The sequence below is a fragment of the Sphingobacterium lactis genome (assembly GCF_011046555.1).
Taxonomy (GTDB): Bacteria; Bacteroidota; Bacteroidia; order Sphingobacteriales; family Sphingobacteriaceae; genus Sphingobacterium; species Sphingobacterium lactis.
Map to the genome: position 1 here is coordinate 2,158,128 of NZ_CP049246.1, position 19,476 is coordinate 2,177,603.

The 19,476-nt window shown below is 42.1% G+C and carries 19 protein-coding genes; all 19 read right to left on the bottom strand.

Features of this window, described 5'->3' with window-relative positions:
- Nucleotides 1-3: 3 nt before the first annotated feature.
- The gene (locus G6N79_RS09425) at nt 4-4,257 is read right to left on the bottom strand and encodes a phage tail tape measure protein (protein ID WP_103907344.1); all 4,254 of its coding nucleotides are present in this window, start codon (nt 4,255-4,257) and stop codon (nt 4-6) included.
- The gene (locus G6N79_RS09430; protein WP_146060658.1) at nt 4,250-4,639 is read right to left on the bottom strand and encodes a hypothetical protein; all 390 of its coding nucleotides are present in this window, start codon (nt 4,637-4,639) and stop codon (nt 4,250-4,252) included. Before G6N79_RS09430 ends, G6N79_RS09425 begins: the two co-directional genes overlap by 8 nt.
- Before the next feature lie 299 nt (nt 4,640-4,938).
- Complete coding sequence (locus tag G6N79_RS09435; RefSeq protein WP_103907342.1) at nt 4,939-5,940, bottom strand: hypothetical protein; 1,002 nt, start codon at nt 5,938-5,940, stop codon at nt 4,939-4,941.
- Between the two features lie 66 nt (nt 5,941-6,006).
- Complete coding sequence (locus G6N79_RS09440) at nt 6,007-6,318, bottom strand: hypothetical protein (protein ID WP_103907341.1); 312 nt, start codon at nt 6,316-6,318, stop codon at nt 6,007-6,009.
- Between the two features lie 17 nt (nt 6,319-6,335).
- Nucleotides 6,336-6,770 (bottom strand): hypothetical protein, encoded by a 435-nt coding sequence (locus tag G6N79_RS09445; protein ID WP_103907340.1) that lies wholly within the window; start codon nt 6,768-6,770, stop codon nt 6,336-6,338.
- Entirely contained in the window at nt 6,767-7,627 is an 861-nt protein-coding gene (locus G6N79_RS09450) for a hypothetical protein (protein WP_103907339.1), read from the bottom strand. Before G6N79_RS09450 ends, G6N79_RS09445 begins: the two co-directional genes overlap by 4 nt.
- Before the next feature lie 3 nt (nt 7,628-7,630).
- Complete coding sequence (locus tag G6N79_RS09455) at nt 7,631-8,572, bottom strand: DUF6712 family protein (RefSeq protein ID WP_103907338.1); 942 nt, start codon at nt 8,570-8,572, stop codon at nt 7,631-7,633.
- A gap of 2 nt (nt 8,573-8,574) precedes the next feature.
- The gene (locus G6N79_RS09460; protein WP_103907337.1) at nt 8,575-9,942 is read right to left on the bottom strand and encodes a hypothetical protein; all 1,368 of its coding nucleotides are present in this window, start codon (nt 9,940-9,942) and stop codon (nt 8,575-8,577) included.
- Nucleotides 9,939-10,145 (bottom strand): hypothetical protein, encoded by a 207-nt coding sequence (locus G6N79_RS09465; RefSeq protein WP_200818831.1) that lies wholly within the window; start codon nt 10,143-10,145, stop codon nt 9,939-9,941. Before G6N79_RS09465 ends, G6N79_RS09460 begins: the two co-directional genes overlap by 4 nt.
- Before the next feature lie 127 nt (nt 10,146-10,272).
- Nucleotides 10,273-11,928 (bottom strand): hypothetical protein, encoded by a 1,656-nt coding sequence (locus tag G6N79_RS09470; protein WP_206517944.1) that lies wholly within the window; start codon nt 11,926-11,928, stop codon nt 10,273-10,275.
- 136 nt (nt 11,929-12,064) lie between these two features.
- Nucleotides 12,065-13,012, bottom strand: coding sequence for a hypothetical protein (locus tag G6N79_RS09475; RefSeq protein WP_103907334.1), 948 nt, complete (start codon nt 13,010-13,012; stop codon nt 12,065-12,067).
- A 50-nt stretch (nt 13,013-13,062) separates the two neighbouring features.
- A complete protein-coding gene (locus tag G6N79_RS09480; RefSeq protein WP_103907333.1) occupies nt 13,063-13,659 on the bottom strand; it encodes an AbiU2 domain-containing protein in 597 nt (198 codons plus the stop codon).
- A gap of 28 nt (nt 13,660-13,687) precedes the next feature.
- The gene (locus G6N79_RS09485; RefSeq protein ID WP_103907332.1) at nt 13,688-14,377 is read right to left on the bottom strand and encodes a hypothetical protein; all 690 of its coding nucleotides are present in this window, start codon (nt 14,375-14,377) and stop codon (nt 13,688-13,690) included.
- Nucleotides 14,367-14,825 carry a YcbK family protein gene (locus tag G6N79_RS09490; RefSeq protein WP_103907331.1) on the bottom strand — a complete coding sequence of 153 codons (459 nt, stop codon included), beginning with the start codon at nt 14,823-14,825 and terminating at the stop codon, nt 14,367-14,369. The genes G6N79_RS09485 and G6N79_RS09490 overlap by 11 nt, the downstream gene beginning before the upstream one ends.
- The gene (locus tag G6N79_RS09495; RefSeq protein WP_103907330.1) at nt 14,815-15,834 is read right to left on the bottom strand and encodes a hypothetical protein; all 1,020 of its coding nucleotides are present in this window, start codon (nt 15,832-15,834) and stop codon (nt 14,815-14,817) included. The genes G6N79_RS09490 and G6N79_RS09495 overlap by 11 nt, the downstream gene beginning before the upstream one ends.
- A 53-nt stretch (nt 15,835-15,887) precedes the next feature.
- On the bottom strand, nt 15,888-16,433 hold the full coding sequence (locus G6N79_RS09500; RefSeq protein ID WP_103907329.1) for a hypothetical protein: 546 nt from the start codon (nt 16,431-16,433) through the stop codon (nt 15,888-15,890).
- An 80-nt stretch (nt 16,434-16,513) separates the two neighbouring features.
- On the bottom strand, nt 16,514-18,037 hold the full coding sequence (locus G6N79_RS09505) for a hypothetical protein (RefSeq protein WP_103907328.1): 1,524 nt from the start codon (nt 18,035-18,037) through the stop codon (nt 16,514-16,516).
- Between the two features lie 28 nt (nt 18,038-18,065).
- Complete coding sequence (locus tag G6N79_RS09510; protein ID WP_103907327.1) at nt 18,066-18,965, bottom strand: S49 family peptidase; 900 nt, start codon at nt 18,963-18,965, stop codon at nt 18,066-18,068.
- A 121-nt stretch (nt 18,966-19,086) separates the two neighbouring features.
- On the bottom strand, nt 19,087-19,476 hold the full coding sequence (locus G6N79_RS09515; protein WP_103907326.1) for a hypothetical protein: 390 nt from the start codon (nt 19,474-19,476) through the stop codon (nt 19,087-19,089).

The following is a 19,476-nucleotide window of genomic DNA, read 5'->3' on the forward strand; positions in this document are numbered from 1 at the left end:
AGATTAAAAATTTCCGTTATTCTGTATGGTATTCAATTCTGCCATTTTTTCGACAAACCCTTCCTTGCCCAGTAAGGTTACCGTTGCCCTAATATTCGGGAGGGCTGCTTTGAGCTCATTTATCGCCAATAGATTCTGCTGGAGCAAATTTTCCAATGAGGTATTTCCACCGGTACTTCTATCCGAGGGTGAAACCGATCCTGAAATGGATCCACCGATTTGTCGACCCTGTATTCTGTTGCCAAGGGTATTTCCAATGATATCGCTGAGCGTCATCGTACTGATTGATCCATTGCGCTGGGCAGTATCCAGCACATCAAGAATTGGCTTAATATGTGGATTCTCTACAGCATCATTATTTGCGACCCATTCCTTTCCTTTTTCCCCGACCAGAACAGTCGGACTGGAAATGAACCCTCGTTTATTCGGATCTGATTTTGCACGGAATTTCTTGCCATCCTGTGCGCGGATGACATCCAAGAAATTTCCGCCGGTTTCCGCTCCAGGAATTTCCGGAAGGGGAGTGGCCACGATAGTACCGATCTGTAAAGCACCAACAGCAGCTATCAATGCCATAAGGAATGGATTGGGAAATGCTGAGGTGATCCCCTTGGCCGTATTGACAATGGCAGTCATCAGTGCCACATTCCTATCACGTTTCGCCTGATCACGGGCCACAATGGCCTTCTTGCGATCTAGGTCCTTATCGAGCTTCTCAACCTGCTTGTTATACTCTTCCTGGGAGATAACCCCGGAATCCAATCTCCGCTTAAGATTCTCCTTTTTCTGATTATTGGCGCGTTCATCCTGCTGCAACTGAGCATTCTCTTTCGCGGATACCAATGAATTATAAGAACTCCATACTTGACCTGCAGCACCAAGAATGCTAATAACTTGTTTAATCTTTTCAATTGTAGTATCGACATTTGAGAATAATGTTTCCCATTGGCCGATTGTCATACCTAAAATATCGACCTTTTCCCTGTCCGAGTTATCCAGGTCATCTTTTTTCTCTGTTCCAGTCAACCCTGCGAGCTGTTCCCGAATTTCTCGGATACGATCAAGCAGGACCTTTTTTTCCTCTTCAGATAGAATCTTATCGGAAAGTACCAATCCATCGAATTCTCCGGAAGTTTGCGCACGTTGGAGGACATCGGCCAGCTTGGTCAATTGACTTCTCAGCAACGCCTGTTCTTCCAACATCTGTTGATTCTGAATGAGTTTTTTCGCCTGAGCGAGAGTTTTTACTTGAGCGAGTTCTTGTGAGGTAAGGTCTTTTGATAAATACTGTTTAGCCTGACCTAGCGTCCGAATGGCGGTCAGTTCTTCCATGTGCTTAATACGGAGGTCGGTGACTATGTCCTTATTCGCGGCTATGCGGGTATCAATCTCCTTGGCGATCGCAGATGCATCAATCTTCGCTAAATTGGCTTTATGTTCAGCCTCCAATATTTCCAGGGCACGTAATTGCCGAGCAGTCATTTCCTCGCGTTGTACCCCGAATAATCCGGCCTTCGCCAAGCGTTCCTGGTATGCAGCAACTTCAGCCTCGGCTTCAGATTGTTTTTTGAGCAGGATGGCATCAATGGCTTTAGATTCTGCCAATAAACGGGAATTCAATTCTTTTTCAGCCGATTTGGTTGTATCCTTAAGTGTCTGATTGTATTTACTGTGAATCTGATCCACCTTCTGTTGGTAATCTGATTCGATAGCCGCCATTTTCTCCAATTCTTCAGTAGTCATCAGGCGCTTATCCTTCCGGAATAATCCTTCTTTTTTCAAGCTTTCCTGATAGTATTGTTCTGCCTCCTGGAGCTCCTTTTGGAACGCCTTTTTTCTGGAGGATTCGGCTTTTTTCGAATCTCCACCGGAAGCGGTTGATACCGTAACAGGATCTTTTGTAGGATCAGGTTTTTCACCTTTTACTGCATTTAACATAGATGCTTCCATATTTCCAATGAAGGAAGCTAGTTTTAATTCTTCGGTTTCGATCGTTTTAATATTATTATCGACATGTTTTTCGTAGGCCTTTCGCCAATCATTGCTTAAAAATGTTTCAGGACTCATAGCCTCCATTCTTTCTTTGATTGTCGCACCGGAGAACCCACGTTCTTTACGATCTTCTTCTTCTAACTTTGCCTGAGCCAATTTTTCAAGTTTCCCCCTCGATGCTCTAATTGTCGCTTGTTTGACTAAAGACTTGGTGTATTCATCTATGGCTTGCTTGGCCTTTCCGGCCATAATCTGCTCATCGGTATAGTCCTTAAGTACATTCGGCATTATATCACGCAGCCGTTTTACAGCTGCTAACCTAACGCCATCTGCTTGAGCTCGATCCATCGCAACGGAAATTGATTGTTCAATGGATGCCTTTTCGCCGGCAACCGCCTTTTTCCCTTCCAATGTTGCGTCGGTAACCGCCTTCTGCGCCCTTTCGGCATCCGATAATTTGGATGAATATTGGATAAGGTATGCTGTCAATCCCAAAATTGCTGCAGCAACTAATCCGTATGGATTGGCCAACATCCGGATATTCAATAATTGCTGTGCAGCAGCTGCCCGCGTGATATTACCGGTAAGAACGGCCATAATCAAGTTGAGAGATAGCGCGGCAACACGTTTTACCGCCATCAAACCAGTGGTGATGGCTTCCCATTTCGCGGCAATCTGAACCGCTGTATAATAAGCGATGATAGCTACGGTCAAACTGCTGATCACGCGGAAGTTATCGGAAATAAAGGTAATGGTGGAACTCAATAATTTTATGAAGGTCCCAAATATTCCAAATCCCTGGGTCATTACCGGCCAGAGCTTTTCTCCCAGTTCGATCCAAAGGTTCTTTACCTGCTTTTGCGCCATCGCCAATTTGGCCCCGGCAGACTGGTTTTTGATTTCATATTCCTGGGTAATGGAGCTGCCATCCTCCATCGCCTGGTTCGCCAATTGCATGGAACCCTTCAGTACATCCACATTATTGGCCAATGAGCCCAATACCCCTATTACGCGTCCACCGTCCTCACCGAGGTCACCTAAGGTCGATGCAAGTTCATTGATGCCATTCGAATTGTCCTTAACACCGGACAGCACCTTGGTAAATGCGCCCATGAAATCCTTCTCCAGCAGCTGCTGGAAATCCTTTACCTGCATGCCGGCATACTTGCTGTACGTTTCTGCATTTGAAGCCATTTTCACGAACAGCTTACTGAGCGCTGTGGAAGAAACCTCTTCGGTCTGACCGAGCTGATCAAGTGCTGCACCCAATCCCAATATCTGATCGATGGAAACCTTGGCCAATGGAGCAACCCCCGCCATCCGTCGGGCAAACTCCACCATATAACCCTCGTTGGCGGTGGAAGCCATTCCCAATTCATTCAGTGCGGAACCAACCTTTAGGAATGCATCCTCTGTGCTATAAATATCCTTCAGCTTAAAGATGTCGACCAACTTGCCAATCTTATTGACCGTTTCCTCAACATTTCCACCGAGATCCTCATTCAGGGAAACGATGATCTGATTATTTGCCCGGACAAATTCGGTGATCTCCGAAATTTCATTATAGCCTAACTTCCCGGCGATACGGGACAGTCCCAATAAATCTTCCTGGGATGTTCTCGTTTCGATTTCCTTAAGTTCTTCATTCAATTCCCTGGCTGATTCCTTGCTGAGGTTGGTGGTCTTCATCACGTCAGCAAGTAGATCATCGAAACTAGCATATTCCGTAATAGCTTTCCGGACACCCATGGTAACGGCTGCAAGGGATGCAGCTGTTGCAGCAGCAGAGGCCACCCATCCCTTAAACCGATTGGATAGGGAATCAACAGATTGTCCAGTGCGTTCAGCACCTTCTCTAAGCTCCGACAGCCTGGAGGTTACTATCTCTATTTGCTTACTGTACTGTTTATATTGCTCGGATCCTGGAATACTGTTCGCTCGCAATCGACGTAAATCGGTTAGCTCACGGGTTAATTGGGAGGTTGTCTTCTGCTCCAGTGATAAATTCTTGATCAGTCGATCCTGTTGAGCTGTCAATTCCTTCACGCGATCGCGATTGGTGCGAATCTCCCCGGAAAGTTCTCGGTAGGCTTCCGAATCCTTTTTTCCCTCCTTGGCCAGCAAAGCCTGTTCTTCCTTCAGCTCTTTGATCCGGAAGGTAGCATCGGTGATATCGCGTGCGAGATCGTTTATTTCTTTCTGTGCCTGATTGGCATTGACGATAACATCCAGGGCAAGGGTTTCAGATTTTAATTTTTTAGCCATTAAATCCTCCTTCCCATTTGGATCGGATCATATCGATGGTCTCTTGTGTATATCCAAATTGAAGACGTTCGGCCAATCCATAATAATGACCCATGACAAATCGATTATAGATCTGCAGACCACGTCCGGATGATCGCTTGCTTTGGCCCCTCCGGCTACGCTTGAATTTATTCCGGATATCCAAGAACCTGGTATAAGCAGGAACTTCAATGTGTAATTGAGCATTGGATCCAGTTCCTGTGACCGTGGCTTTACGATTTCGGATCAGATTTCCAGTCCTGCTCTTTAAAGCATTCTTAATGGCGATGCCCTGATTCCGAATAAAGCGGTTCCCTTCATCCCGTAAAGTATTCTCTATGAATTTAGATCTGATTGCATCCATGGTGATAAGTTGATGCAACGAATGTAGCGCCATACGTATGGCATATAAAGGACAGGTAAATCGGGAGTTAGTGCCGGCAATTCAGTAGAAGATCTGTAATAATTGCTTGTTATATCTTTTTTCGTTTTTACTAAAACAAAAACCGCCTTTAAGTATGTTTAAAGGCGGTTTTTTTAAAGGCTGTCATATTTCTGGAACCGTTCCTAAAAGTGCAACTGCATTTTACGGACAGGGCGGGCGGCCTGATTTTAGTGAAGGAGAAATTTTTATATATCTATTCCGTATTAATTGTTTGAAAATCAATAGAATATTGATTTTTTATTTTGCTTTGTTGAATATTTTTGGTGTTTTGAACGTAAAAGTCTTGAAAACTCTTCAAACCTTTTGAAGTCAACTTTGAGAATCTCCGCATGATTCTCATTAGTTTTTCTATGAAGGTTATATTTAATTTTCTCTTTTTTTATCATTTCTATACCAGTTGAAATCTTTTGGGCAATTCTAACATCAACAATCTTTAAATTTTGATACTTTCTCAAGGTTTTTAATAATCCTTTTAAAAGAATTAATTGGTGAATTCTGATTGATCCTTTAAAATAATTTCTTTGATATTTTATGATATAATGATCAAGAGAATGAACAAGATTAAAAAGGTCGGCTAAATTTTTATCAGTAATTACTAGTAAACCGGGAAATAGTAAGCTCTTTTTTAATAGAATTTTTAATCCATCATGTTTATAAACAATGTTTTGTATTTCTGGTAATACTTCGGTGAGATGCAGATCAGTGTCTTTAGCAATTCTTTCAATTTCTCTAGCATTCTCATCATTTTTAAGCGAAAGGGAATCTAAGGTTTGTTTTATTGATGTAACGCTTAATTTGTAATTAATTAACAATAAACGCTCCTGCTTATCAAAAGAAAGTTCTGTAGTTGCTTCCAAAAGGTCCTCAATATCATAGCGATCGAGATGATTATAAACTAAGGTGTTAAAAGTGTGGATTGCATTGAAGGAATTACTGCCAAAAAAATTTTTTCTAATTCCTTTTTTCAAATGTTTTATATGATTACAATACCCTTTGTGGATTTTTTTGTTGATTTCAATTATAGTGGATCTTCTATTTGAATTAAATCTATTTTGTTTTTCATTTTCTGATTTCTTTTGGTAGTAAAGTGTTAGAGAAACAGTCATCCAAGCGACTAAAGCTGAAAGAATGGCTCCTACAATTATTGCTGCCCAATCGGTTCCATTTTCGCCATAAAAATCCTGAATGAAGAATAAATCAAAAATCCCCAGTAGTTTCATAAATAAATAGTTTGGTGGCCTCCAATATACCAAAAAAGCCGAGAAATGAACCTCGGCTTTTATTAATTAGTAGTGCAGTGTAATTTTATCAGCTTGTATAGATGCCAGTAGCACACTATCATCCATATCTCGAACCTGGAGGACTTCTCCTTGTTTCAGAAGTCCGGTGTTCCTACCATAAACATATAGGTTCTTTAGGAAATTACTGGGGTCCTTATTTATTTTCAATATGTCCAAATAGGTATAGAAGACACCTGAATCTCCCGTTTCCAACATTTTCTGATGCTTCAACTTATCAATGAGAATAAACTTGTTGGTAATTGATCCAACAGTTTGAATAGGTTTGGCTTTCCTCTTTATTTTCTTCAATAATCCCATAATCAAATATATCAATTTTATAACTCAATCACCATTGACCAACCCAGGTACCCACCAAATACATTATATTCCGGAATAATGTTCACCGTGGAAATATCACCTTCAGGAAATAGGCGACAATACCCGGTGTCATGATCACCTTCTCCAAACAGATATTGCTTCAATTCCATAATAGCTGCCTGCGTATCAGCATACTGAGCAAGTTCCTTATCATCAGAAGTTCCTTCCACTTGCCGGGTTACCATATAGAACAGAATTTCATGCAGATCCTTATACGAATCTTCCTGACCAGAAAATGAGTAATTCGGATATACAGCGACCAATTGAATGCCGGATTTATCCTTTAATTTTTTCATCACCTGTTCCTCTGTGCTGCATAGAACATAGCCTTTAATCCCGATGGATTCTACGATATCTTTGCAAATTTTGTTGAATTCTAGTACTGTTATCATGGTGTTTTTGGTTGATCTTGATGTTTTTTTAATAAAAAGAGCAGCACATCGTATAGCAATGTTTGTCCAGTGGATGTTGCATCGCCAAAGACGCCTGATTCCGCAATATCCATCAGCACTCCAGTCCATCCTAAATTTACCCTCTGCGTATTGTTTGATGAAGTTGCTGTCTGCGGGAAGAGTATGGAAAGATTGACGTCGATGCCGTAGATATCAAGATCTTCTTCCTGGAGACATTTTATACAGAATGAAAACCAGATCGCGATCACTTGTTTCTTCCAGGTCGGGACCTTGGTGAAAATCTCCGGTTCAATAATATAATTGTGCAAACTTCTTCGCTCCCCACGCTCGTTTTTCGGCCGATAGATGGTTGCAATAAAATAATTGAGCAACAGTTCAGCTTCTTCTTCCTGATCTTTGGCCTCATAATATTGATCCAACAACGTAATGGAATTTTTGAACTCCATTAATGTCATATCGGAAATTAATTGATCAGGCCCATAATAATTTTCCAACAGCACAGGAAAGTTATTGGTAATGGTATTGTACTGCAGTTCCAGATTTTCATCTTCATTTTCCACGAATATCCAATTGCACAATTCCTGGGACAGTTGATAGATCCGCTCATTGACTGCATTGTTTAGGCCCAGTCGATTCCTCAGGAAATACATAAAGCCAAATTTTAACCCTGTCAATTTCGAAAATATCTTGATTCTGAAATCGGCCAGAGAACGGGATCCTGCCATTACTTCAAAGGCGAGCTCCAAGATAAATTCAACCTGAGCCGGAGAACATTCGTCCCAATCGCTCGGAATCTCTACGATTTGTTGTTTTGATGGAATCTCAATACTGTGCATGGCTTAAGTACTTGCAAATTTATCCCCTGGATCATTTTTCGGCAGCATTTTGTACTCCAGGAATTCCGGAGTTTGTTCAAATCGTTTCCGCTTGATTTCATCAATGCAGGCAAATGCATCCATTTCAATCCGTTTGCTGAAATAAGAGAGTTCCTCTTTATCTGCTGGCCTGCTTGCATTGGCCGTGTGACGCTCAGAGATCATCGTTTTCACAATTCCTGCAGGTAATACCTGCGTGTTCAATCTCCGGACAGCCAAGGCAATGGTCGCCAGCACCTGCGCGCGTTGGGTAATCTCCAACAATTCCATTTGGTATTGATTGAGGTTGCCTTTCTGAAATGCTTCCAACAATGGTTTATAGTCGTTGGCAAGTGCCTTCCGTAAATCCGTTGTTTGAACCTCCTGGAGCAAGGGAAGTGCTAAATAATAGAATCGTGCGGAATTGTCAATGGGATAATACTCGCCGAATGTTGCTGTATTGTTGATGAATAATTTTTTTGATGCTATTTTCTGGGTTGACTTTTCCCATGCGTCATTTCCAGACTTATCAAGGAATCCAATCAATCGGTCCACGGCACGCTGGGCACTGGATAGGTGTGCTGCATCATCCCGATCCAACATCCATTCCCATGGCAGCTTTTCGTTCTGATCATCGATCTTGATCTTTCTGGTGGATTGATCATGTGAAACTAGGTTCAGTTGGTAGAACCGAAATGTTGCCATCAAAGCTACCGGCAATTGGACCATTTTCAATAATTTCAGTTCACTGGCGCTGGCTGTGGGTTTTTCTGCAATATCGAGAGCTTGCTCCATAAGCCCATCTCCAACCACTTTGGCCAGTTCTTCCGTTTCAATTTCAATATGCTGGATGATTCTGTCAAAATCATTTGATGCATACCAGGATGTTGTCAACTTCCTTAAAGTCTCGCTGTCTTTAATGATCATAATTAAACTTGATTTTTAATCCGATTTTTCGGAGAAACTTCATCTTCCTTCATAATGACCTTTCGGTAAAAACCAATCTTTATATCGGTACCTGGCCAATTGACTTGAATAGCCTGATTTAAGGCTTCGAAAATAATACGCTCCGGAATATTCACATCAGTTAGCACATGGAATTTGGCTGCATACAGTTGCTGAGAACCACCGGAGAATGAATTGTTGGTAATAAGGTTGGCCAATGCCGGATTCAATCCCATTCCGGAGGTTGCCGCTGAATCAGCTTTTTCGGAAACCTTGATCTGGGATTCAATAAATTCTTTGATGGATTGCTCTATGGGTTCTATTTTCCATGCGCATAGGTTGCCATCCAAGTCATGGAAATCCACTGTTTCAATAAATTTCCCCGCATTCTCCTTGCCGGCCAAAGCATTGGCAATGGAACGGAACAATTCCTCTTTGACATCTTTTAACCGAGAGTCTATCTGCGCGTCGGTTTCATCCGGAAATCGTTCAGCTAATTTCTGTCGCTTATCATCCCAATAGCCTTGCGGAGAATGGATGTGGAATGCAGCTGAAATACCATTTACGGTTAAATAATTGATAATGTCCGGAATATCCGAGGCTGTGCTCAGCCATTTCAACGTTCCATAATAGGAGGGGATGGAGTAGAAGTTCCTGGAGAAGCTGTACAGATTATGGTAACTCATGGAAACGCCATAAGTAAATGGCTGATTCTTATCGAATACAGGGAATGTGGCAATTCCTGAGTGAAGGCAATTGTTTTCAAAATCCCCAACGAAAATATGTTTTACATTTTCCAGACGCTTTTCCGGATGTTCCGGCCACTCCAATCTTGCCCAGGTATTGAGGACAGGCTCCAGTTTTACAATCTTTGGCTTTCCGCCGATCCGGGGTCCCTTGTTCCGGTACCATCGGGTATAATATCCCTTCAGATGGATGAACTCCGTTGTCATGATTTCAATGTAACGATCGGAATCCCACGATTTCAACCAGGCTTCAATTTCAGCATTCCGGACGGGAACCCGGATCTTATTGTTATCATCGTCGATTTCTTCACGATATAGGAATGGGCCATCCCCATATTGAAGACCTATTTTACGTTCCAGGATGCCAGGGCCGATATTTGAATTGTCCATAACCCGACGAATAACTACCGGTAGATCATTGTTGTGTCCATAGCTCACGATCTTTTTACCCATCACGATGCTTGGATCAAGCTCCCAGGAATTGTTTGCGGAAAATAGTTGAGAAAAATGGGCATCATCGCGTCCATGTGACATGGAAACGGTATAGACGGATCCGTCCGGTAAATGGATCGCATTCGTTTTATCGGTTATCTGTTCGTTCTTCATTCAGCTACAAATTTTAAGGATTGACCGTTCAGGGATAACAGGCAGCAATGCCAGAACCTTCTGGGTTCACCGGTATTGGTATTGATATATTCTTCCTGAAGCTCTGCAAATTGGTTATACTGGATTTGTCCACGATTCCTCAATCGGGCATTATGTACTTCCACAATACCATCTGAAGTACCCCGGGATAGAGAGTACGACATAAAAGTAAAGCTGAAGGTTTTTCCCAATTTAGAAAGTCGCCTCATTTCAGTAATTGCCTCGAATATGGTCATGAGTAATGTTTGTAAGACCAAAAATCAATTAAATGGTATGGATCATAAAGGACAATTATCCAACAACCGATGATTCTGAAATATGCTGAGAAGTCCGGTGCTTCACCAGATTCCTCCATTCTCTCCGCATCATCAAATATTTAAAGCTATCGGATGGATTCGTCGATTCCATGGGAAGGCGGTGGATTGGGAATTTCTCCGACGTTTTATCCTTTGTCGTCACAGATGCCCCTCGTTTGTTGGGAACAATCTTAGTTCTCGCACCCTCCAGGGAAGCCTTTAATTGCTTGCATTCGAAGAAGTCAATATCAATCTTGGGGAGTTTCGGATTCGAGCCTGAGAATAATTCCTGCATAAAGATATACTCCTCTGCTTGACCAATATTTCCCTGGTTCCTGGACATGAGGTTAACTTTCCAACCAGTTTTCGTTCTTCCATCTTCCTGAAATTCTATGGCATTCTTGAACGCTTGGGCCAAATCTACCTTTGCATCTTTATAATTGTTGGCGGCACGATCATAATACGCATTGATGACCTTCTCTTCCTGACGATTGAAATATTCACGAAAATTCGCCGCCAATTTAGGAATCCAATCAGGGGAGAGGGTATACATAAATTTGAGGATCTTATATTCATTGTTGGGTTTGGGTTGGCCAATGGTCATGGAAATCATATTTCCGAAATCCAAACCTACTTCAATGATTTTTTTCCGATTCAAGTTCGTCAAGATCCTACAGTCTTCCTGATCATCAATACCAAAATGTTCAGCCCATCTGGCATCTTTACCATCCCGGTAAAAATGCTTTTCGCCGATATTCGCATAAAACCTATCACCTGATTCCAATGACGATTTAAGGGATAGGACTGCTGTATCGACGTCGCCTAAATCACTCTGTATTGCGTCGGAGAACCAATCAGGGGTAAGGATATCAATATTCACCAGGGAGGAGGCAATAAAGAATAATGTTTGCCCATCTTTCTGCATGCGTAATGATTTCCACCTTTCACGCCATCTTTCCTCAGTCCTCAGTTTCTTTGCGGCTTCCTCATGATCATTTTTCTGTTGAAAATAAATGCGCTCCTGGATGCATTCATTGAGCACTATTGCCGCTTTTAGGATCCGCAATATGGCGGACTTCTTCATTTTGTTCACCTGTTTCAGGATCCAGTCATGCTCACCAATGTTCTTGGTGTTCGGCATATCTGTGGTAAAGGTATGGCCACGGTAAAATGGCGATTTGCCATATTTTACAGCATAGCCACGAACCGCTTTAAGTAAGTTGGCTATTTTATGCTCAATAAAATATTTGACCTCATCCCCAATCACATGTACATAGGATCGACCTGCTAGCGACGCTGGACGATCCAACGATCCGAATGTGATATTCAAACCGGTGAAGAAGATCATCGTGTGCTTGTAGGATACCAGTCGGTTGTAAGGCTTCCAGAAATGTTCTCGGATTTCCGGTGGAAGATCCACCTTTTCCGCTTCTGAAAATTCTGGAGGTTGCTTGCCAAGAACAAAATGAACCCCTTCTTTGAATCCCTTCCGTTCCAATCCCTCCAGTACGGATGGCAATACATTCTTCTGGAGATTGGAATAGGTGTCGGATACCCAGACTATCGGCGCTCCTGGAAGATCATAAACCATCGCAATTAAGCGCTCCACTACGATTTCTGTAGTCTTGGCAGAACCCCTGCCTAGGACCATGTAAAGGAATCTTGACAGAATGAGCGCTGCGAATTGAGCGACCCAGTTTGCAAATGCTTGTGATATTTCCTTGGTGATTTTAATTTTTGGTCTCCAGGCCATGTGTGGATTAGTGGTTAAGGTGGTTTTATGGTGATTATTTCTTGAAATCCTCTTCGATTTTATCCAACCTGGAGGCAATATCCAATTTGTTGATCAGGGCATCCTGCTTGAGTGATTCCTTTACGGATTCAGGGTGATCCAGGGCATCAATCTCAGCGGCAAGTTCCATCCGGTTGATCGGAGGTAGGCCAACTGTTTCAGCATCCAGTGTATAGACTTTAATGGTTGGTAGATACATCTCTTTAGGAAGTTTCTCCACATCCGGCTTATCCAACTCAAGCATGGAGGCAGCCTGCTTGATGAGGTTGCCATATACCTCCCAATCTCTAGATGATTCGGCATTTTGTGCAACAACATTCGCAGCTTGCTCCAGTTTATCAGCAAACTTTGCTCGTAAAGATTTCTTATTGATATTTCGGTTGCCAAAGAATAGGTTCAGGGATTCTTCATACATTTCCGATGCTCGTTGATGCTTAAGGCCAAAATGTTTTACAAAGAATTCAACCGTGGCCTTGCGTCCATAGATTCCATCCATGTCGCGAATAAATACCAAGGTGTCGATGTATAATTGTTCTTCGGCCGAAATGTCTTTTATGGACTTTCCCGCTTGAATATAATCATTCAGGGATTCCAGGATTTTCTTGCTTTCAAAAGTTCCGAAAATATCCATCTTGGAAATTTTGAAAGCTCTGGTCCGTTTAATGTCATGGATCTGTTTCTGTGCCGGCACATCTCCTTCCGCGGCTAAACGATGAAGGCCCAATCGTTCATCCATATCCTGCTTAATCTTGCCAGCCTTGAGTCTTTCTGCCAGGAAAGAATCATCATCGGCTGCAATTTGTCGGAAGATGGTTTTATTGATTCCGAAATAGGTTGCAATTTTATCGATTGAATAATCTAATCCGGAAAGAATTTCCAGCTTATCCCATTCTTCATCGGATAAATTGAGGTTAGGGTGCCTTATGGGTTTGGTTTGCTCCATAAAGCAAAAATGCCACAGATAACGTGGCATGGAAAGGACGATACTAAAGCCTAATACAAAACTTTAGCATCTTGTTTGGGAAGATTGTCTGCTTTTCCAGTATTTATTAGCTCTGTAAAAATAAGATTATAGAAAGCAATAGAATCAGGACTTTGCATTTTCCTATAATCAACATATTCTGGTAATTGAAGTGTAGAATTTAAGAAATCCACCGCTTTGAAAATAACGTTGTTTAATTCGCTATTTTGGGTTTCTGTTAATGAATTTTTGAAATTATAATAGTTTTGATCTAAATGAGCAAAAATATTATTTCGAGTTGCTCGTATTGAATCGATAGCAGGTTTCAGCATATTTATCTCATTTTTCACTTGTTGAGCTTCTTCCCTATATTTTTCATTTTGTCTAATACCATTTAAAGCTTTATTAATATTGAAATGATTGTCACCGCTTGAAAGTAACTTCGATATCTCCATTACATATACATGATAATGATTTTTCATTAACATTAATAAGGCTGTTGGAATGGGTAAACTCACATTAAAATTGTCATTATAGTAAATTCCACAAAAAGCAGAGTAATTATGTTTAGCTTCAAACACAATTCTATTTATGCCAAGTACGAGCTCAGAATAATCTTTTATAGTCATAAATCAAAATTTTACTATAATACCAAATTTACTCCAATAATCTATTCACTTCAGCCAATTGCATTTTAAACTCCCTTAACTTTGATTCTCTTCCAGCAAGCAGATCTTGTCTCTTTTCAAGTTTGATTTTTGATTCCGTTCTCCAGATGTTATTTTCCAGATTCTTTTTTTTCTTGAACAAGTCCATTGTGGTCATCCCACGAAGCGCCTTAAGCTTTTTGTACTGGCTAAAGACCTCATGGTGGCCCAGTACGGATTTATTTTTATTGTAATGTTCCAGTTCCTTAAAAATCCGGTGATTATTTATAAAATTATCGACCAATCGGCTGACTGATCGTAGCTGGTCCTCGTGGGTTCCTGCAGTAAGATTGTCATATTCGGATACGCAAATAGTGTACGCAGTTATTTTATCCGATATCAGCAGCTTTAATTCCGGCGGGCATTCAGGATCCGCGAGAAATGGCCATTGATTTCTCAATCGGTAATCCTCTTTTTGCGGTTGTGAAGCAATCTTCTTTTGCTCGACAGAAAAAGTCAGTGGTAAACCGGCTGCCTTCAGCAGTGATATCCGGATGGTCTGCAGGTGGCGTTCCGGCCTCTTTGAGATCAGCCGGGAAACGGCGCTATTAGCATCTACATAATCCATAAATAAGCGAAGGCCGACCTCAGGGTCGGCTCCGCCTAATAACCAATTATGAACAAGATTTTTAACTTCCATTCCATGTCCTGGTTCTGCCGGTATCGATATGGACAAACGTTTTGTAATACCCGATTCCGCCTGATTTCTTATTGCGTTTTACGGTTTGCTTCCATCCTTTGATGTTTCCATTCAGTGGGTAAGTGTCCAGCGCATTCCCTAATTGGTGCTCACTCGAAGTGGCTCCATTTACCGACTTGTTGTAAGCTGATGACCGATAGCTGGAGGAAATTCTTACAGCAGAACCAAATTCGGTTCGGTATAGCTGGAGCTCGGCTATGATATTGGCATTTATCCTGGTGAATGTATTCGCCTTGTTTTTGGTTAGAAATTCATGCAGCTTGAAATTTTCGGTCAATTGAAAATTTGGAGCACTCGCATTGAATTCCAGATAATCCCCATCCGTCTTGATGCCATGCTGAACAGCTGCTGCTAGAATGGCTATAACCATTCCCTTCTTAGAGCTCATAACGGGAAGGGTTTGGGAAGGCTTCTTCCAAATGTTCTTTAATGGAAATCCAGCCTTTCGAATTACTATTTAAAAATTTACGTTCCTTGAATACATTATCCAAAACGTTCTTCGGAATGTCTGCCCGGTAAGCAGATGCCAACAATGAATCATTCGCATCTCCGGATAGGATTAATGGTCTCGCATCCGGATAAAGCTCATTGAAATACAAGGATTCAATGGGATAACCGTTTTCCAGGCAATTGTATTTTTCAATGATTTCCAGCAATTTATCCGCGTTGAATAACATTGGTGTATGCGTTCCGTATCTCACGCTCGGCAGCGAGTTGGCAGCCAATGCCTTGGCGGCGCGTAAATTATTCTGTGCATACAAGGATGTGCCGGTTCCTGTCTTATTCAGGTCATCACGGAATGCTTTTAGGATCCCAATGTCCTCGGGATACGTTGGAGCCAGTAGGAATATGTCGTCATTGGATAGGATGAAATTACCCGAAATAATTCCCGAGCTGATGGCAGTGAAAATTTTATGGTTCACATCGGCCTGTGGGTTCCGGATCATAGCGGGAGCTGGGCAATTGCATACCTCCTTGACCAAATGTTGTTCATGCGGGATATAAGTGATCTCAGGTGAGAACCAATCCTCCTGATCGCCAATAATGACAACCTCGAATGGCATCTTTAAATTTTGTTGCAAAGCGCGCAGTGCAATTTTTAATTCGTCACCGGCAGCTTCCGATTTGAGGTAGGGAATAAGTACCTGGATTGGCTGAACATCGTTTCGTTCCTGATTTTCAGTTTCCTGGTCATCACCTGCAACCTCGATAAATCCATTGATGCTATAGGTGTCATCTTCCTCTTTTACAATTAATTCAGATTTGAGGAGTGAGGTTAAAGTGCCAATTACGGTTCGCTTAGCTAAGCCGGTACTGGTAACCAGAGATTCAATTGAATTGTGGCCATTTTTAAGGCCGTCAATCACTTTATTTTGATTTTCGGTAAGTTGTGTCATTAGATTGGTATTATAGGTTTAAATAAAGGCACAGGTTGCCCTGTGCCTCTTTATTAAATTCCTCCAGATGCTGACCCTGTTGTGTCAGGGGCTAATGCTGGATTTGCCCCCTGGTAGAAGCCGGCAACAAATTGCCCCCTGATTTTCTGTGCAAAATTGAAGGTAGATTTGTTGGCCTCGTTATTTCGCTGATTTTCCAAGCCAAAATACAGGGGATTACATTGCCACCCATGCACCATTTTACCTTTACCATCACCACATTCATCCGTAATCGCGATAAATGGTTGACCGATCCATTTCTGCTTGAATTCTTCGATCTCCAGGTAGTTTCCTGGATGGGTAAAGGTTAAAGTTTGAATGAATCCCTCTTCATCAGTTTCCCCTTCTAAATTATCGGGTCTGGAAATTGAGGAAGAAGTGGCATATAAGCCAATTGCCGTTGCTGCAGCTTTCATTGTAATATCACCGGTTACCAATACATCCTCAATTCCTCGCGTTGGGAATGTAGCGATATCATCATAGGGAATGAGGATGATCTGAGAATTTACTGGCTTGGGAGCACCGGATTTCTTCTTTAGTGAAACTCTTTGATATGGCATTTTTTTAAGATTTAAAAATGATCGATTTGTTAAATAGGGCAGTCTAGGACTGCCCAGAGATTATGGTTGATTAATAAATGTTAGATACCACCGGCACCACCAGCCGATGCTGGCTCTTCTACAGGTGCACTTCCATCAGGAAATTGATTGGATGGTCTAAGTCCAGCTTGCGGGTCGTATCCAGCAGGCACGTAAGCAAATACGGCCTCAGCAATCTGGAAGCCTACGCCTAACCAAAATTCCCCAAACAAACGAACTTCATAATCGTGCTTCTGAACGTCGTTGATTACGTTTGGAACTTCATTCTTGTGACGTAACTTCACCATGTTTCCATCTGGAGTAGAGAAGACAATCGGAGACCCTGACATACCATCCAGAGCAACTAAAGTATTGACTGAATAATCAATTTTCGCTGTACCGAAATCACCATCTTGCCCACTGTTTTGACCCCAGACCTTCTTGTAGGACCGTTGGTATTTTCGGTAGACCTCAGGTGATACATAGATGTTCATCTTCTTGTTCTTGTACAATGGCGTCAATTTGTCCACAAATGATTCGAAGAACGCTAGGATTTGTTCAGCAGTAGCTGTGTCCCAGTTGATCGTTGCATCGGTGAAATTGACCTTGGAGGCTGCGCCCAAAGCTTTTTGGCTAACCAAAATAGTCTCGATTCCATCCATGCTGTCCTCAGGATCAGTTGGCGTATTGGGGTCTGCGTTCTCCACATATTTTCCCTTAAAGATCATTCTCAATTCAATGTCATCAAGGATCTGTGGATAGATCAATTGTTCCCAGATGTATTTTGTGATAGGCATCTGATCCGGAGATAACCGCTCATCGTACAGATGGAATAGGTAGGAATCAAGAACTTCAGCAGGAATGATAGGAACATTGATCTTGTGCCTACGGTTCTTTATCACTAAAGGCGTGAATTTTGTGTTTCCTTTAGGTGTCCACTTCGGTGTGAATTGTTGTACCACCGAATTGATCTGTGCCTGTACTGCTCTATGTTCGGTTACAGCAGGGACTGATTTGAAATATTTTGAGGAAGTAAAGCCATTGAATAATTGACGGACAATTTCAAGGTTATTTCCATTCATGCTCAAATAGGTCCCAAATTCCTGGCGAACGGCATCCACATCCATAGTTTTGCCCTGTGCCGAGATCATGGATCCTGTGGCTAGGAATCCAAATGCTGCAGCATAATGTCCCGCTTTACGCAGAACGGACATTACCTTAGGAACACCTGCTTTACCTTGGAATTCATTAGTTTCTGGATTTGGAATTTCCTCAGCGGAGGCCATCAATGCCTCGATTAGACTGTCTTTCCTCTTGTTCTCAGCAATCGATGCTTCCAGTTGAGCGGCAATGCCATTGGTTGCTTCTTCCGCCTCAGGAGCGAAAAAAGCCTTCATTGCTTCGTGAATTGCCTTGGCATGATCTTGCGGATTTTCTGCTGCCAAACCTTCCTTAAACTTTGCCAGAACATTTTCACCATAAGCTAACTTGATGGTTTCTTCCTGTTCCGCGGTAAGTTTGTTTTCAGCAATAGAAGTGATTCCTAAAGCTGTTAATACTAGGGTTTTAATTTTATTCCAATTCATTTTTTAAATAGGATTAGGTTGATAAATTTTAATTTTTTGGAGCCCAGGATTGTACCGAGGCATAGTCAATTGCATCTTTAAGGGTTCCGATTTTATCCGCTAAGCCGATGCGCACGGATTGTTCGCCGGCATAGGTTGCTCCTGATAGGATTCCAGGCGTATCCAATACAAGGGCATTCCCACGATTCGCTTTTACGGCATTTTGAAATTTAAGGGCCATTGGGTTGAGCATCTCCTCCCTGATCTGGGCATAGTCTCCCTTCATTACCTTCTGAAAGGCAAGGTTCTTATCACCGGACGGATCCGCATAAATCTCATGGAATTTGGCGCCCTGTTTTTCGTAATAAGGGATCATGTCCAGGAAGGATAGCATAACGCCTATAGAGCCGAATATGGAGGAAACATCATTATTGCAGTAGATATGATCACATGCAGAGGCCACCCAGTAGGCAGCGGAACATGCTGCATCACAATGCGCAACAATTGGTTTGCCCAATGATTTCACAAACTGAATTGCATCCAATAGGGGTGGAACGGCATTTACAGCTCCTCCTCCGGAATCGATATCCAGGACGATTGCCGAAACGTTTTCTTTGCTCGCAAAATATTTTATGTAGCTGGCAATTTCTACCATGCCGTACGTGCAGAGGGTTCCGTATTTGAGCATGGTGCCCTTCACCGGGAGAACGATTACCTTGGATCCTTCATCGCCGATATCCTCAGCATTATGTTCCTCGTCATCTTCGTAGGCCATGATGCTTATGTTATCCAGGGTTTGGAAATTGTTCTGGAACACATTGTTGGAATTAACGATCCCTTGAATCTGAGGACCCATGCCCATGGCAAGTTCCGGTCGGAGCATGAATTGCCCGCGAAGAATCGCATCGATCAGGTGATGTTGCCAGTTTGCTTCAATTTTTCTTTGCATGCTAAATTTCTTTACTGCAAAGGTGGATTTATGCGGTAGGGTGGGAAAGGACGATTTTGCAAATAAAATAGCCGCTCCAGTTAATTGGAACGGCCATTGGTAAATGTTTGAATGAAAATGTTTAAGCTATTGGATTAAGTCTGAATGGTGGTGTATTGGTCTTATGGCTGAAATCAAACTTGGTGATCCCAAGGTCGACCCTGATCCTTGATAGCACCGGGATGTACGGCGTACCTATGATCCATTCTTCTCCATTGCATAGCCTAATTTTAAGCAAGGATTCTGCCAGCGGCGAGATGGTACCGGTTAAACGTGCATTTACCGATACGCTGTAATATGCATATTGATCATTTCGATTGTGAGTATACTCCATTTCTCCAGATGCCGGTGTCATGGGGAGCTTGATCCATTCTTTAACTTCAATATTAACCAAGCCATTTCCAAGGTCAATAAATGACTTGATATATTGGGTGGGTGAATAATGGATGGATTCTATTATTTTGGGTGCCAT